At 54.6% G+C, this 14,381-nt stretch carries 13 protein-coding genes; 9 read left to right on the top strand and 4 right to left on the bottom strand.

From position 1 onward, the window contains the following. Positions 1-23 precede the first annotated feature (23 nt). Positions 24-1,973: a transglycosylase SLT domain-containing protein gene (locus HP566_RS18750; RefSeq protein WP_249978834.1), complete on the bottom strand. Its 1,950-nt coding sequence runs from the start codon at positions 1,971-1,973 to the stop codon at positions 24-26. Between the two features lie 100 nt (positions 1,974-2,073). On the opposite strand from HP566_RS18750, the gene HP566_RS18745 reads away from it, so the two are divergent. From HP566_RS18745 to sixA, 4 genes are all read left to right on the top strand, one after another. Next, positions 2,074-2,421: a YkvA family protein gene (locus HP566_RS18745; protein WP_249978833.1), complete on the top strand. Its 348-nt coding sequence runs from the start codon at positions 2,074-2,076 to the stop codon at positions 2,419-2,421. A gap of 103 nt (positions 2,422-2,524) precedes the next feature. Further along, entirely contained in the window at positions 2,525-4,429 is a 1,905-nt protein-coding gene (gene htpG, locus HP566_RS18740) for a molecular chaperone HtpG (protein ID WP_249978832.1), read from the top strand. Between the two features lie 114 nt (positions 4,430-4,543). Further along, complete coding sequence (locus HP566_RS18735; protein ID WP_249978831.1) at positions 4,544-5,611, top strand: NAD(P)H-dependent glycerol-3-phosphate dehydrogenase; 1,068 nt, start codon at positions 4,544-4,546, stop codon at positions 5,609-5,611. Next, positions 5,604-6,098, top strand: coding sequence for a phosphohistidine phosphatase SixA (gene sixA, locus HP566_RS18730; protein ID WP_249978830.1), 495 nt, complete (start codon positions 5,604-5,606; stop codon positions 6,096-6,098). The genes HP566_RS18735 and sixA overlap by 8 nt, the downstream gene beginning before the upstream one ends. Positions 6,099-6,152: 54 nt before the next feature. On the opposite strand, the gene gatB is transcribed toward sixA, so the two are convergent. The 3 genes from gatB to gatC form a co-directional block, all read right to left on the bottom strand. After that, positions 6,153-7,607: an Asp-tRNA(Asn)/Glu-tRNA(Gln) amidotransferase subunit GatB gene (gatB, locus tag HP566_RS18725; protein ID WP_249978829.1), complete on the bottom strand. Its 1,455-nt coding sequence runs from the start codon at positions 7,605-7,607 to the stop codon at positions 6,153-6,155. Continuing rightward, positions 7,607-9,067 (bottom strand): Asp-tRNA(Asn)/Glu-tRNA(Gln) amidotransferase subunit GatA, encoded by a 1,461-nt coding sequence (gene gatA / locus HP566_RS18720; RefSeq protein ID WP_249978828.1) that lies wholly within the window; start codon positions 9,065-9,067, stop codon positions 7,607-7,609. Before gatA ends, gatB begins: the two co-directional genes overlap by 1 nt. Before the next feature lie 67 nt (positions 9,068-9,134). Continuing rightward, positions 9,135-9,422 (bottom strand): Asp-tRNA(Asn)/Glu-tRNA(Gln) amidotransferase subunit GatC, encoded by a 288-nt coding sequence (gatC, locus tag HP566_RS18715; protein WP_249978827.1) that lies wholly within the window; start codon positions 9,420-9,422, stop codon positions 9,135-9,137. 229 nt (positions 9,423-9,651) lie between these two features. Here gatC and HP566_RS18710 point away from each other — a divergent pair, with 229 nt between their 5' ends. From HP566_RS18710 to rng, 5 genes are all read left to right on the top strand, one after another. Further along, positions 9,652-10,689 (top strand): rod shape-determining protein, encoded by a 1,038-nt coding sequence (locus tag HP566_RS18710; protein WP_249978826.1) that lies wholly within the window; start codon positions 9,652-9,654, stop codon positions 10,687-10,689. Positions 10,690-10,712: 23 nt separating this feature from the next. Beyond that, positions 10,713-11,648, top strand: coding sequence for a rod shape-determining protein MreC (gene mreC / locus HP566_RS18705; protein WP_249978825.1), 936 nt, complete (start codon positions 10,713-10,715; stop codon positions 11,646-11,648). After that, on the top strand, positions 11,648-12,136 hold the full coding sequence (mreD, locus tag HP566_RS18700) for a rod shape-determining protein MreD (protein WP_249978824.1): 489 nt from the start codon (positions 11,648-11,650) through the stop codon (positions 12,134-12,136). Before mreC ends, mreD begins: the two co-directional genes overlap by 1 nt. 86 nt (positions 12,137-12,222) lie before the next feature. Next, positions 12,223-12,855: a Maf family protein gene (locus HP566_RS18695; RefSeq protein WP_249978823.1), complete on the top strand. Its 633-nt coding sequence runs from the start codon at positions 12,223-12,225 to the stop codon at positions 12,853-12,855. 61 nt (positions 12,856-12,916) lie between these two features. Further along, positions 12,917-14,380: a ribonuclease G gene (gene rng / locus HP566_RS18690; RefSeq protein WP_249978822.1), complete on the top strand. Its 1,464-nt coding sequence runs from the start codon at positions 12,917-12,919 to the stop codon at positions 14,378-14,380. Position 14,381: the final 1 nt, after the last annotated feature.

Below are 14,381 nucleotides of genomic sequence, written 5' to 3'. Positions count from 1 at the left end.
TGAAAACCGGTGTTATACGTTCGTTACCGGCGAGCCAGTAGTGCCCGGTCATAACGCACCATCTTTTCGTTGTCACTTAATAGTGATACGCCTTCACTGTTGCCGCCGTTAGCCAGGCTTTCGAAAATAACCCGATAGCTCAGCACCGCCTGAACATAATCGCGGGTTTCACGGAACGGAATGCTCTCCACAAACAGATCGAAGGACTCAACACCACTGCCAAGCCACTGATCAACCCGGCCTGGACCAGCATTGTAAGCGGCTGCTGCGGCGAGTCGATTGCCCTGGTAGCGATCCAGCTTATCGCGCAGGTAGGTACTGCCTAAGCGGATATTTAGTTCTGGTTCCAATACTCCGTAAGGGCCTGGGTCGTTAAGTCCTAACTGTCGGCTTACCAGACTTGCGGTACCTGGCATCAACTGCATTAGCCCACGAGCACCCGCTGGAGAAAGTGCAACTGGGTTATAGGCGCTTTCACGACGGGTAATCGCCATTAATAGATAGGGGTCTACGCCTGTGAGTCGCCCCCAGTGCAGGAAGCTATCACGATAGGCGGGGGGGAAGCGCCAGTCCAGGGCATCCCACATTTCTCCGGCAATGGTGGTTTGTACCAAGCGTGCATGCCACTGCTGATGGGCGGCGTAGTCGGCAAGAGCCCGCGCCTGCTGTGGAGAGCCGTTCTGCACGGCATGGAGCCACTCACTGTTAGCAAGCCCATCCTCACCAATACGCAACAGGGCTTCCGTACGCTGAACCGCTGGCAATTGGGCCGTCCGTTCCCTGGAAGCTTCATCAAAATGGTTACGCTCTAAATTGAGCTGATAGGGCTGGCCCAATCTTTCCGCGGCGGCAAAGCCATAAAAACTACGATCTGTGGCTGCCTGTCGGTAGCGGGCCTCCGCGGCATCCTGATTGCCTAGCTGCTCATTGGCTCTTGCAAGCCAATACTGCCAACGGCTGCTCTCCTGCTGGCTGGTAGGCATTTCCGCAATCCAGTGCATCACATCGCTCCATTGACGCTCAGCAAGTGCACGGCGAACCCGTAGTTCCAGTACTCGTTCACTACCCAGGATGGGTAACACACTATCTACCCAGTTAATCGTTCCGGGTACATCGCGCACCAGCACATAAAATGCCAGCTCCTCTTCAATGGCCTGTTGGTAGGAGGAAGGCAGGGTGAGGCGAGGCGCTATTTCCTGCCATGCAGCAAACGCGGCTGGCGTGTTTTCTTGTGTGTAGCGTTGCATGGCGGCTTTGTAAAACGCGGCTGTTGCGGCGCACTCAGGGCCAAGACAGGCTGGAGCTGAGGTCACGGCACGATGGTTATTGCTAACATTTTCAACAGTATCCAGTGCCGTTTGCCACTGGCCGCTGAGTAATCCGCCAAGGTAATTGCTGAGACGTTCCTCGCCTGACTGCCAGGCAAGCATTTTGCGCTCCCAGATAGCCGTTGCATCAATCGTTCCATCCGTTCGCAGGCGGCTGAAGAGGTTGTCACAGGCATCGGGCTGAGAGCTGCCAACCCGCCACAGTGCGAGCCCGGCCTCTCTCGCCTGCTGTGGCTCTCTATCGAGCATGGCAGTGTAGTAATAACACTGTCGGGCAGTTCCCGCAGGTTCGCCGTCAGCCACGGCAAGCAGGTCGCCATAGCGTCCGGCATGACCATAGTTGGCAATGGCCTGACCGCGCAACCACTCAGATAAGGGTGAGTCCGCGTACTGGTCAATAAACTGCAGTACCTGACTTGAAGAGACATTGGGTAGTTGGTTGCGTAAGCGGTGGTACTCAACGTAGCCACTAAGAATGTGTCCCTCTATGGCGCGCTCATCAACCTGGTGCCACTGCTGCTGGCGTGCGGCTTCCAACGCATCACGCATGGCAGCGTCAGAGGCGGCCCAGGATATAGCCGGAAAACCTACCAGCACAGCCGTGCACAGGGTACGAAAGGTGGAACGAAATGGCGAAGCCTGCATGGCACTCCCTCTTGCTCGCTAGTGGTGTTAGAACCACTATAATGAACTATAAGAACAAATAGTGTTCTGACAATCGTGATACTTGGAGGATTCAATTACGATGGCACGATTACCCACTTGGTGGTTATTGCGTCGACTTAAAGCTCGCGTTTGGGCGATAAAACGCATTGGTCGGGCGCTCAGGTTGTTTCTACCCATGACACGGGACGTAATACGCGGCGATTTTCGCCCTGTCCCATGGTCTGCGTTTGGAATGATGGCGCTGGCATTGGCGTATCTGGTCATGCCCTTTGATCTCATCCCCGATTTTCTGATGATAATTGGGTTGGTGGATGATGTGATAATCATTGGCTGGCTGCTTAATCGTATAGACCAGCGTTTGGAAGATTACCGTGTGTGGAAGAGCGAGGACATTGGTCCTGCTGCTTCTCAACACTCACCTTCTTGAAATTGCTCTGCTTAGCCCCATATTGAGTTCACACACTTTTTGATCCCGTCTACAGGATAGGCGGGAACACCCAGCGAAACGTGAACAATGAGGGCTAAGCCGCATGACGACTGCGACCCACGAAGAGACACTTGGCTTTCAAACGGAAGTTAAGCAACTCCTGAACCTGATGATTCACTCCCTGTACTCAAACCGGGAGATCTTTCTGCGTGAGCTTATTTCAAACGCTGCCGATGCCTGCGACAAGCTACGTTACGCCGCGCTTGATAATGATGCGCTCTATGAAGGCGACAGCGAACTGCGTATTGAGATAGAGCATGACCGTGAAGCCAATACCATTACGCTGCGCGATAATGGTATTGGCATGAACCGTGAAGACGTGATTGCCAACCTGGGTACCATTGCACGTTCGGGCACAGCGGAGTTTCTCAAGCAACTCTCCGGCGAGCAGCAAAAGGATGCCAAGCTGATCGGACAATTCGGTGTTGGCTTCTACTCCGGGTTTATCGTTGCCGATGACGTCACCGTACGTACCCGTAAAGCGGGCGATGACGCTGCTGCTGGCGTTGAGTGGCGTTCAAAGGGTGAGGGAGAGTTCACCGTTGCGGATATCGAGCGTGACGTACACGGCACCGAGATTACGCTGCACCTGAAAGAGGATGCCAAAGAGTTTGCCGATGACTATCGCCTGCAGAGTCTGGTGCGTAAATACTCGGATCATATCGAAGTGCCGGTGCGTATGCCGAAAACTGAAACGGCAAAAGACGACGATGGTAATGAGATTGAGGGTAGTGAAGTCACGACCTGGGAAACCGTTAACGAGGCCACCGCCTTGTGGGCTCGCCCAAAAAGTGAAGTATCTGACGACGAGTATAAGGCGTTCTATAAGCACGTTGCCCACGACTTTAGCGACCCGCTGACCTGGAGCCACAATAAAGTGGAAGGCAAGCTGGAGTATACCAGCCTGCTTTATGTGCCGGGCCGTGCGCCGTTTGATATGTTTGACCGTGATGGCGCCCGTGGCGTGAAACTGTATGTTCAGCGCGTCTTTATTATGGATGATGCTGAACAGTTCCTACCGCTGTATCTGCGCTTTATTAAAGGGGTGCTGGATACCCGAGACCTGTCACTGAACGTATCCCGTGAGCTGCTCCAGCAGGATCCCAAGGTTGATAAGATCAAAGGTGCTCTCACCAAACGCGCGCTGGATATGCTTAAGAAGCTTGCCAAGGATAGCGAGCAGTACCAGACGTTCTGGAACACCTTTGGCAGTGTACTGAAAGAAGGGCCGGGCGAAGATTTTGCCAACCGGGAAAAAATCGCCGGCTTACTGCGTTTTGCCTCCACCCATACCGATACGGCTGCCCAGGAGCAATCGCTGGCCGAGTACGTTGAGCGGATGAAAGAGGGGCAGAAAAAGATTTACTACGTGGTGGCCGATAGCTTCAATGCGGCGAAAAACAGTCCCCATCTGGAGATCTTCCGTAAGAAAGGGATTGAAGTGCTGCTACTCTCAGACCGAATTGATGAGTGGCTAATGAGCCATCTCACTGAGTTCGATGGTAAGTCCTTCGCGGATGTGGCCAAAGGTGAGCTGGATCTTGGCGATGTGGAAGACGAAGAAGAGAAGAAAGCCCAGGAGGAGACAGCGAAAGCCAAGGAAGACCTTGTGAAGCGAGTGAAGGAAGCGCTGGGTGATGATGTGCAGGAGGTAAAAATTACCCATCGTTTAACCGACTCACCTGCCTGCGTGGTGCTGCCTGAGCATGAGATGGGTTACCAGATGCGCCGTATCATGGAAGCTGCTGGTCAAAAAATGCCTGACGTTAAGCCCATTCTTGAGTTGAACCCCAGCCATGCGCTGGTAGCGCGGCTTGAGAATGCCGAGGGGGATTTATTTGGCCAGTTGGCCCATATCCTGCTCGACCAGGCCATTATTGCTGAAGGGGGACATCTGGATGACCCCGCCGCCTATGTTAAGCGGCTTAACAGCGTGCTGACAGCCTGATGCATCAGTAACTTTACAAGCGGCCCGTTTGGAACACCAAACGGGCCGCTTGTTTTGGTAAGGTTAGTGATAAAGTAAATGCCAAATGTGGGTGATCAACGGGCGGGATACGTCATGGCTGAGCAGCAGATTAATGTCGCAGTGTTAGGGGGAGGGAGTTTTGGTACCGCCCTGGCCAGTATCGCGGCAGATAACGGCGCGCAGGTGCGCCAATGGATGCGCGATGCAACGCTGGTAGAGCAAATTAACCAAGAGCACCGTAACGGGCGCTATTTACCGCATTATGCGATTAACCCGGTAGTGCTGGCATCGACCGACTTGCAGGCCGTGCTGAAAGGGGCGGAGTTGGTGTTGGTGGCGATACCATCCAAGGCGTTTCGTAGCGTGGTGCAGGCAGCCAAACCATGGTTAACGCCAGAGCAGATTTTGGTGAGTACGACCAAAGGTATTGAGCAGGATAGCTTTCTGCTGATGAGTCAGGTGCTGGAACAGGAGACCGGCTTTCCCCATATCGGAGTGATTGCAGGCCCCAACCTGGCCTCTGAAATTGCCGATAAACAGTTAACGGCCACTGTGATTGCCAGTGCCGATGCACTGACCCGCACCCGCGTGCAGCAGGCGCTGGGTTGCCGCTATTTTCGGGTATATGCCAGTAATGATCGCCATGGCGTGGAGTTGGGCGGGGCGCTCAAAAATATTTATGCCATCGCGGCGGGGATGGCTGCGGCACTGGGCATGGGAGAAAACACCCGCAGCATGCTGATGACGCGTGCGCTGGCTGAGATGAGTCGTTTTGCAGTGGCCCAAGGGGCAAACCCGATGACCTTTTTGGGCCTGGCGGGGGTCGGCGACCTGATTGTTACCTGCTCTTCCAGCTTGTCCCGTAACTATCGGGTGGGTTATGCCTTGGGCGAAGGGAATAGCCTGGATGAGGCAGTGTCTGCCCTTGGTCAGGTGGCGGAAGGGGTCAATACCGTTAAGCTGGTATGTGCGAAGGCACGCGAGATGGGCGTGTATATGCCGCTGGCGGAAGGTTTGAACCGCGTACTGTTCGAGGGGGTGCCTGCCCAGGAAATGGCACGGACGCTGATGATGGGTGAGCAAAGTAGCGATGTGGAGTTTATTCTGCCCCGCGAAGCGGTCCAGCAGGCCCATCGTGATAGCGGGGGTTGGCATGAATAGTGGGGCGGGCCGGGTACTTATCATGCGCCATGGTGAAGCGGCGCCAGGGTTTCCAGACCCTGTACGGGCGCTGACTCCCCGTGGTGAGCAGGAAGCTGGTGTGATGGCGCGCTGGTTGGCGGCACGTATTGAGCAAGGGGAATTGCCGCTGCCTGCGCTGTATGCAAGTCCCTACGTGCGTGCACAGCAGACAGCGCAACGGTTAAGCGATGCATTGGATTGCCCGCTGCAGACGTTGGAGTTTATTACCCCGGAGGATGCGCTGTCAGAGGTCAGTGACTGGCTGTTGGCTCAACCGGATGGGGCATCGGTGATGTTGATCAGCCATATGCCATTGGTGGGTAGCCTGGCCGGGCTGTTAGTGGAGGGTGCCCCCAGCCAGGGAATAGGGTTTCCTACCGCTGCTATTGCGGAGCTGGAAGCCGATGTGTGGGCTGCCGGTTGCGCGCAGCTCACACGCTTCACCCAGCCTAGCCAACTGTTATAGCATTAAAAAAGCGGCTGCCTTGGCAGCCGTTATGGGTTATGGCCGCAAAGGTGATTACAGCAGTGCATCCAGCTTCTCTTTGAGCAGGCCGTTCACCTGCTGCGGGTTGGCAGTACCACGGGACGCTTTCATCACCTGACCCACAAAGTAGCCAATCATCTTGCCGCGTTTTTCCGGTTCTGAATCCCGGTACTGCGCCACTTGGGCCGGGCTTTCTGCAATCACCTGGTCGATCATTGATTCAACCGCTCCGGCGTCGGTGACCTGCTTCAAGCCTTTTGCTTCGATGACTTCGTCAGCGCTTTTTCCCTGTCCGTTCCACAGTGCCTGGAAGACCTGTTTCGCCGCCTTGCCGTTAATAGTGTCATCCAGAACGCGACTGATCAGCTCGCCCAACTGGTGGGCAGAAACCGGGCTGTTCTGGATACTGAGATTTTCACGGTTTAGAGCGCCAGAAAGCTCACCCTGCACCCAGTTGGCGGCTTGTTTGGCGTCACCGCACACCCGATGCACTTCCTCGAAAAACTCAGCCATTTCGCGGCTGGCCGATAGCACGTTAGCATCGTAGGCCGATAGGCCAAGCTCTGTCTGGAAGCGTGCACGCTTATCGGCGGGTAGCTCAGGCAACTGGCTACGCAGGTGGTCCAGATAAGCCTGATCAAGCACCACAGGCAGCAGATCCGGGCAGGGGAAGTAACGATAGTCGTTGGCCTCTTCCTTGGTGCGCATACTGCGGGTTTCGTCGCGCTCAGGGTCGAATAAACGCGTTTCCTGTACTACCTTGCCACCATCTTCGATCAGTTCGATTTGGCGTTCCACTTCAAACGCAATCGCCCGCTCAACAAAGCGGAACGAGTTGACGTTCTTGATTTCTGCGCGGGTACCAAACTCTGCTTGTCCTTGTGGCCGCACCGACACGTTAACATCACAGCGCATGGAGCCTTCGGCCATGTTGCCGTCGGAAATGCCCAGGTAGGTGACAATGGAGTGAATCGCTTTTAGATAAGCTGCGGCCTCTTTGGCGCTGCGCATATCGGGCTCGGAGACGATTTCCAACAGGGGCGTTCCGGCCCGGTTCAGGTCAATACCCGTCATGCCATGAAAGTCTTCATGCAGCGACTTACCGGCGTCTTCCTCAAGGTGGGCGTGGTGGATGCGAATACACTTGGTGTTATCGTCATCCAGGGTGATCTCGACTTCACCAGCGCCCACAATGGGGTGGTACATCTGGCTGGTCTGATAGCCCTTGGGCAGGTCTGGATAGAAGTAGTTTTTGCGGTCAAACACAGAAACTTCTGGAATCTCAGCGTGTACGGCAAGACCAAATTGTACCGCCATGGCCACCGCTTGCTCATTAAGGACCGGCAGTACACCGGGTAAGCCAAGGTCAACGGCGCAGGCCTGGGTGTTGGGTTCTGCACCAAAGGCGGTTGAAGCTCCGGAGAAAATTTTGGAGCGTGTCGCGAGCTGAACGTGGACTTCAAGCCCAATCACGGTTTCCCATTGCATCAGGCGTTCTCCTCGGCTAAGGCAGGAAGTGTGAGATGCCAATCAGTAACTTGCTGGAACTGGTGCGCGACATTGAGTAACTGCGCTTCGGCGAAATGGGTGCCTAAAATCTGTAGGCCTACCGGGCGGCCTCCAGCAAAGCCTGCAGGTACGCTGATACCTGGTATGCCGGCAAGGTTCACTGCGATGGTGTAAATATCCTGCAAGTACATGGAGACAGGGTCTTTCTTGGCACCAAGATCAAAAGCGGGCGTAGGGGACGCAGGCCCCATAAGAACATCCACATCCTCAAAGGCATCCAGAAAGTCCTGGCGAATCAAACGGCGCACTTTCTGAGCCTTGGTGTAGTAGGCGTCAAAAAAGCCTTCGGACAGAGTATGGGTACCAATCAGGATGCGCCGTTTTACCTCTTCACCGAAGCCTTCTGCCCGAGAGCGTGTGTACAGGTCGATCAGGTCGTCAGGGGAGTCGCAACGATGCCCAAAGCGTACTCCGTCGTAGCGTGAGAGATTGGAGGATGCTTCTGCGGGGGCAATCACATAGTAGGCCGGGATGGCGAAGTGAGTATGCGGCAGGCTGACTTCACGTACCGTTGCGCCCAGGGATTCATAAACCTTAACCGCATCACGGACGGCTTTTTCCACATCAGGAGCCAGGCCATCGCCAAAATACTCTTTAGGCAGGCCGATTTTAAGGCCCGACAGAGGTGCGTTGAGTGTCTCGGTGTAATCAGGTACGCCCCGTGCCACACTGGTAGAGTCACGAACATCGTGCCCTGCGACCACATTCAAGAGATGAGCGCAGTCCTCCGCACTACGGGCCATAGGCCCCGCCTGATCAAGACTGGATGCATAGGCAATGATGCCATAACGGGAAACACGGCCATAGGTAGGCTTTAGCCCGGTAATACCACAAAAAGCCGCTGGCTGGCGGATAGAGCCGCCGGTATCGGTACCCATCGCTGCTGGGACCAGACCTGCCGCCACTGCCGCTGCACTACCGCCTGAGCTGCCGCCAGGTACCGCAGACAGGTCCCAGGGGTTTTTCACCACGCCGTAGTAGCTGTTTTCATTGGAGGAGCCCATGGCAAACTCATCCATATTGGTTTTGCCCAGGCTGATGGTGCCCGCCGTATTAAGTTTTTCCACCACGGTTGCATTGTAAGGCGAAATAAAATTATCCAGCATTTTCGAGCCGCAGCTGGTTTTGACGCCTTGGGTGCAAAAAATATCTTTCAGTGCCAGCGGAATACCTGTGAGCCTGCCTGCTTTGCCAGCAGCTCGCGCTTTGTCGGCGGCTTCCGCCTGGGTAAGCGCCTGTTCAGCGGTAATGCTGATAAAGCTATTGAGTTTGGCATCGATTTTCTCAATGCGCTGTAAAAAATGCGAGGTAAGCTCACGGCTGGAAAACTCTCCGCTTTTCAAGGCAGCGGCCAGTTGGGTTACAGTTTTATCATGCATGTCCCAGAAGCTCCGTTTGGGGGCGAATAGGGGAAACGGAAAATAGCGGTATCAGTGGCGTGGGGTATTACTCAACCACGCGGGGTACAAGATAGAGGCCATCTTCCACAGCCGGAGCACAGCGCTGAAAACTATCGCGCTGGTTGGTTTCCGTTATCTCATCGGCACGTAGGCGCTGGGTGGCATCCAATGGGTGCGCAAGGGGAGCAACACCTTCTGTATCAACACGTTGTAGTTGATCGACCATGTCCAGGATGCGGCTTAGATCTTCCACAAAGCCAGTGGCCTGGTCATCGCTGACGGCGAGCCGGGCCAAGTGCGCGGCCCGGCGCACATGAGATTCTTCAAGCGCCATGATTGAAATTTCCTCGCAAACGTAATGGAACATATCCCGCGTTCAGCGGTATACATACGGTCATCTTAAATTCGTCTTGTGTTGCAGACGTGGAAAATAGCCGCAAAAGGTACCACAAAATAGCCTTGGCTGGCAGTGTTAGGCGCGTCTCGTGCTTGCTGCCAAGGGGTTGCGGTGATACCGTTTGCATCCGCACAGGGTTCCCGGTCTGCACTAGGTAACAACATCCATGTTCAAACGTTTGAGGGGGCTGTTTTCCAGCGATCTATCGATCGACCTGGGTACGGCCAACACACTGATTTATGTACGCGGTCGTGGCATCGTTCTTGATGAACCGTCCGTAGTCGCCATCCGCCAGTCTGGCAATATGCGCAGCGTGGCGTCGGTAGGTGCCGATGCTAAGCGTATGCTCGGTCGTACGCCAGGCAATATCACTGCTATTCGTCCGATGAAAGACGGTGTTATCGCCGATTTCACCGTCACCGAGCAGATGCTTCAGCATTTCATCCGTAAAGTCCATCAGAGTACGTTTTTGACTCCAAGTCCCCGTGTCTTGGTTTGTGTACCCTGTATGTCGACCCAGGTTGAACGGCGCGCTATCCGCGAATCAGCGGAAGGTGCTGGTGCCCGCGAAGTGTTTCTGATCGAAGAGCCAATGGCTGCTGCTATCGGTGCTGGTCTTCCGGTGGAAGAAGCCCAGGGCTCAATGGTGGTGGATATCGGGGGTGGTACCACGGAAATTGCCATTATTTCACTCAATGGTGTTGTCTATTCAGAATCTATCCGCGTAGGCGGTGACCGTTTTGATGAGGCGATCACCGCCTACGTGCGCCGCCATTACGGCAGTTTGATTGGCGAAGCGACGGCAGAGCGCATTAAGGAAGAGATAGGGTGTGCCTACCCAGGTGGCGAACTACGCGAGATTGATGTGCGTGGCCGTAATCTGGCGGAAGGTATTCCGCGCAGCTTCACGCTCAATTCCCACGAGATTTTAGAGGCGCTCCAGGAAACGCTCGGCTCTATCGTCGCTGCGGTCAAGAGCGCGCTGGAACAGTCTCCGCCTGAACTTGCCTCTGATATCGCCGAGCGTGGCTTGGTGTTGACAGGGGGCGGTGCACTGTTACGTGATCTCGACAAGCTTATCGCGGATGAGACGGGTCTGCCGGTGATTGTGGCCGAAGATCCGCTCACCTGTGTGGCGCGTGGCGGCGGTAAGGCGCTAGAGATGATTGATCAGCACACTTTTGAGTTGCTATCGAGCGACTGATCATAGCGGTTTATCGCGGGGGATTGCCTATTAAACCGCTGTTTTCGCATGGGCCTTTGCCAGGATATCGGCTGTTCTTCTGCGCGTTGGCGGCAAGCGCTCTGATGTTTGTCGACCATCGTTTTACGCGCATGGAAGATGTTCGTGCCCAAATGACGATGATTGTTGCGCCTATTCAGTGGGTCGTTAGTGTACCAAGCGACCTGCTGAACTGGGGGGCGCTTGCCCTTTCTGACCAGCAGGCACTGGTGGATGAAAACCGCCGCCTGCGTGAACAAATTGTGACGCTTTCTCATCGTGGCCAGCGCCTGGCCAATTTAACGGCTGAGAATGCTGAGTTGCGTAGTCTGCTTAAAGCAGCCGAACGTCATGAAATTCCATATATGACGGCAGAGCTGTTATCGCTGGATAATGATCCTTTTAGTCATCAGATGGTGGTTGACCGTGGGCATCGCAACGGTGCCTATGTGGGACAGCCTGTGATTGATGCGTTTGGTTTGGTGGGGCAGGTGACGGCAGTTTCGGCCTATTCCAGCCGTGTCTTGATGTTGATGGATGCCAGCCATGCATTGCCTGTTCAGGTAAACCGTAATGGGTTGCGTTTTATCGTCCAGGGTACCGGGCGGTATGGCAGTGTCAATGTACTGCATGTACCGGATACGGCGGATATTCGTGAGGGGGATTTGCTCACCACTTCCGGTTTGGCAGGACGTTTTCCTCCCGGTTATCCAGTGGCCAGAGTGACAGAGGTTTATTATGACCCCGGGCAGCCTTTTGCTCGGGTGACTGCTGAACCCTCAGCCCAGTTGCAGCGTTCACGCCATTTTCTCCTTCTCTTTCCACCGCCGCCTGAAGAATTGGACGAGTCTGAGTGGGATGATTCCATGGATATTTCTGCCACAGCCTTGCAGGCAGCCCAGCAGTTGGGGCGGCATCCAGAGTCCCAGGAGGTGCCTTGATGGCAAGAGTGCCGGTAGTGCCACTGGCGGTGGTTTGGCTCAGCTTCCTGTTAGCACTATGCCTGCAGGTAATGCCCCTGGCAGATGGCTGGCAGGTATTTCGCCCTGAGTGGATCGGACTAATGCTGATTTACTGGTGTATGCGATCACCGGATAGAGTGGGTGTGTTTCATGGCTTTGTGATCGGTATCTTAATGGACTTGATCGAAGGGACCCCGCTTGGCCAGCATGCGTTAGTCCTCTCGCTGCTCGCCTTCTTGTGTGCGTTGGTCTACCCACGTTTTCGTGCCTACTCCCTGGTGCAGCAGTCGGTATTGGTGCTTGTGCTGTTAGGTTTGGTGCAGTTGATTGAACAGTGGGTACGCACCTTGACAGGAGAGTTCTCGATCCACCTGTCCTTTTTGATTCCCTCAATGATCAGTGCGGTGCTATGGCCATGGTTGTCAACCATGCTGCGTGCCCTGGAGCGGCGTCTGGCCGGTGTTTGAGATCATTGTATGAGCATGCAGGATATGGGATATGTTATGGGTATGAGTGAATGGCACCAGGGCGAGTGCACCCCCAAGGAGTAGCAATGCCACCGTTTCAGCAACCGCCATCGGTGATAACACCTGTAGGTAACCCTGTGTTATGCCTTGCGTCTGCTTCACCCAGGCGTAGAGACTTGCTGGCCTCAATTGGAGTTGAGGTGAGCGTGCTGCCAAGCGATGTGGATGAAACGCCGCTGGCCGATGAGCCTGCCGATGTCTATGTGGAGAGGCTGGCCATTGCCAAGGCAAAACTGGCGGTGTCGAAGACCACGCTTCCGGTGTTAGGCTCGGATACGGCGGTGGTGATTGATGGCGCTATTATGGGTAAGCCACGTGACGAGCAGAATGCTGCGGCAATGCTTGCGCAATTATCAGGGCGTACCCATCAGGTGCTGACAGCAGTCGCGGTAACAGGCCCTCAGGGTGTACTCTCTTGTTGTGTAACAACGCACGTTAAGATGCGTGTCATCCAGCAAACTGAAATAGCCCGCTATTGGCAAACTGGTGAGCCCGCAGACAAAGCCGGTGGCTATGCCATTCAAGGCTTGGCAGCGGTGTTTGTTGAGGAAATTCACGGCAGCCACTCGGCAGTCGTGGGATTGCCGCTATTCGAAACGACACGCTTGCTATGCCAGCAAGGGGTGCCAATTTGGGCGGGGCGATTCCGTAGTAGCTGAGACCGCCGTTTCACCGTCTGCTGCGCTGGTAAGGAATATGTGACTCAATAAGGAATTTTGCATGAGCGGTGAAGTCCTCATCAATTTAACGCCAATGGAGACCCGCGTTGCGCTGGTGGAGAATGGCGTGTTGCAAGAGGCGCTGATAGAGCGCTCCCGCAGGCGTGGTATCGTAGGTAATATCTACAAAGGCAAAGTAGTGCGCGTGCTGCCTGGTATGCAGGCTGCCTTTGTTGATATTGGCCTGGAACGTGCCGCCTTTATTCACGCCCATGAGGTGATGCCATCGGGTACTCCCAGTGATGAGCAGCAAACCATTGGGCAGTTGCTTCATGAAGGGCAGGCTCTGGTCGTTCAGGTGACTAAAGACCCGATAGGGACCAAAGGGGCGAGGCTTACAACACACCTGTCAATTCCCTCGCGCTATCTTGTTTATATGCCGGACTCTCCTCACCATGGCGTCTCCCAGCGCATTGAAGATGAGCGAGAACGGGAGCGTCTAAAAGCATTGCTTGATAAAAGTATTGAAGAGCAGACCATCGACGTCACTGGCGGCTTTATTGTGCGTACGGCGGCGGAAGGTATCGGTGATGAAGAGCTGGCCAGTGACATGTATTTTCTGTTGCGTATCTGGCGTAAAGTCAGTGAGCGCAAAATCACTGCAGCGCCACCACGGGTGATTTACGATGATTTACCGCTCTTCATGCGCACACTGCGTGACGTCATGCGTGATGATATCGAGAAAGTGCGTATTGATTCCCGCGAGAATTTCGTCAAGCTGGTGGAGTTCGCTGAAGAGTTTATGCCTGATGCGGTCGAACGTATTGAGTACTATCCCGGTGAGCGCCCCATTTTTGACCTCTACAGTGTTGAAGATGAGATTCAAAAAGCACTGGGACGCAAAGTTCAGCTGAAATCCGGGGGATATCTGGTGATTGACCCGACCGAGGCCATGACAACAATTGATGTCAACACCGGTGGCTATGTCGGGCATCGTAATCTTGAAGAAACCATCTTTAAAACGAATCTGGAGGCGGCTACTGCCATTGCCCGTCAACTACGATTACGTAACCTGGGTGGTATCATCATTATTGATTTTATCGACATGGTGGATGTTGAGCATCAGCGTCAGGTGTTGCGGGTATTGGAAAAAGCACTTGAGCGTGACCATGCCAAAACCAAGTGTACCGGAGTCACTGAGCTGGGCCTGGTGCAACTGACTCGTAAACGCACACGGGAAAGCCTGGAGCAAACACTGTGTGAGGCCTGCCCAACCTGCCACGGGCGGGGCACCTTGAAAACGCCGGAAACGGTTTGTTATGAGATTTTCCGCGAAATATTGCGTGAAGAGCGAGCATATAGTGCTGAAACATATATGGTGCTGGCGTCTCAGCCAGTAGTGGATCGTCTGCTTGATGAGGAGTCGGCGGCCGTGGCTGACCTTGAAACGTTTATCAATAAGACGATTCGCTTCCAGGTAGAGCAGCACTATTCCCAAGAACAGTACGATATTGTGCTGATGTAAT

The sequence above is a fragment of the Vreelandella olivaria genome, assembly GCF_023507745.1.
In the GTDB taxonomy this organism is placed as follows: Bacteria; Pseudomonadota; Gammaproteobacteria; order Pseudomonadales; family Halomonadaceae; genus Vreelandella; species Vreelandella olivaria_A.
Note: the sequence above shows the minus strand (reverse complement) of the source record. Positions and strands in the feature narration are given on the sequence as shown.

Coding starts and splice junctions, on each gene's coding strand:
- gatB (WP_249978829.1), bottom strand. CDS start 7,607: ATGCAATGGGAAACCGTGATTGGGCTTGAAGTCCACGTTCAGCTCGCG.
- gatC (WP_249978827.1), bottom strand. CDS start 9,422: ATGGCGCTTGAAGAATCTCATGTGCGCCGGGCCGCGCACTTGGCCCGG.
- gatA (WP_249978828.1), bottom strand. CDS start 9,067: ATGCATGATAAAACTGTAACCCAACTGGCCGCTGCCTTGAAAAGCGGA.
- HP566_RS18695 (WP_249978823.1), top strand. CDS start 12,223: ATGCCACCGTTTCAGCAACCGCCATCGGTGATAACACCTGTAGGTAAC.
- HP566_RS18750 (WP_249978834.1), bottom strand. CDS start 1,973: ATGCAGGCTTCGCCATTTCGTTCCACCTTTCGTACCCTGTGCACGGCT.
- htpG (WP_249978832.1), top strand. CDS start 2,525: ATGACGACTGCGACCCACGAAGAGACACTTGGCTTTCAAACGGAAGTT.
- rng (WP_249978822.1), top strand. CDS start 12,917: ATGAGCGGTGAAGTCCTCATCAATTTAACGCCAATGGAGACCCGCGTT.
- mreD (WP_249978824.1), top strand. CDS start 11,648: ATGGCAAGAGTGCCGGTAGTGCCACTGGCGGTGGTTTGGCTCAGCTTC.
- sixA (WP_249978830.1), top strand. CDS start 5,604: ATGAATAGTGGGGCGGGCCGGGTACTTATCATGCGCCATGGTGAAGCG.
- HP566_RS18745 (WP_249978833.1), top strand. CDS start 2,074: ATGGCACGATTACCCACTTGGTGGTTATTGCGTCGACTTAAAGCTCGC.
- HP566_RS18735 (WP_249978831.1), top strand. CDS start 4,544: ATGGCTGAGCAGCAGATTAATGTCGCAGTGTTAGGGGGAGGGAGTTTT.
- HP566_RS18710 (WP_249978826.1), top strand. CDS start 9,652: ATGTTCAAACGTTTGAGGGGGCTGTTTTCCAGCGATCTATCGATCGAC.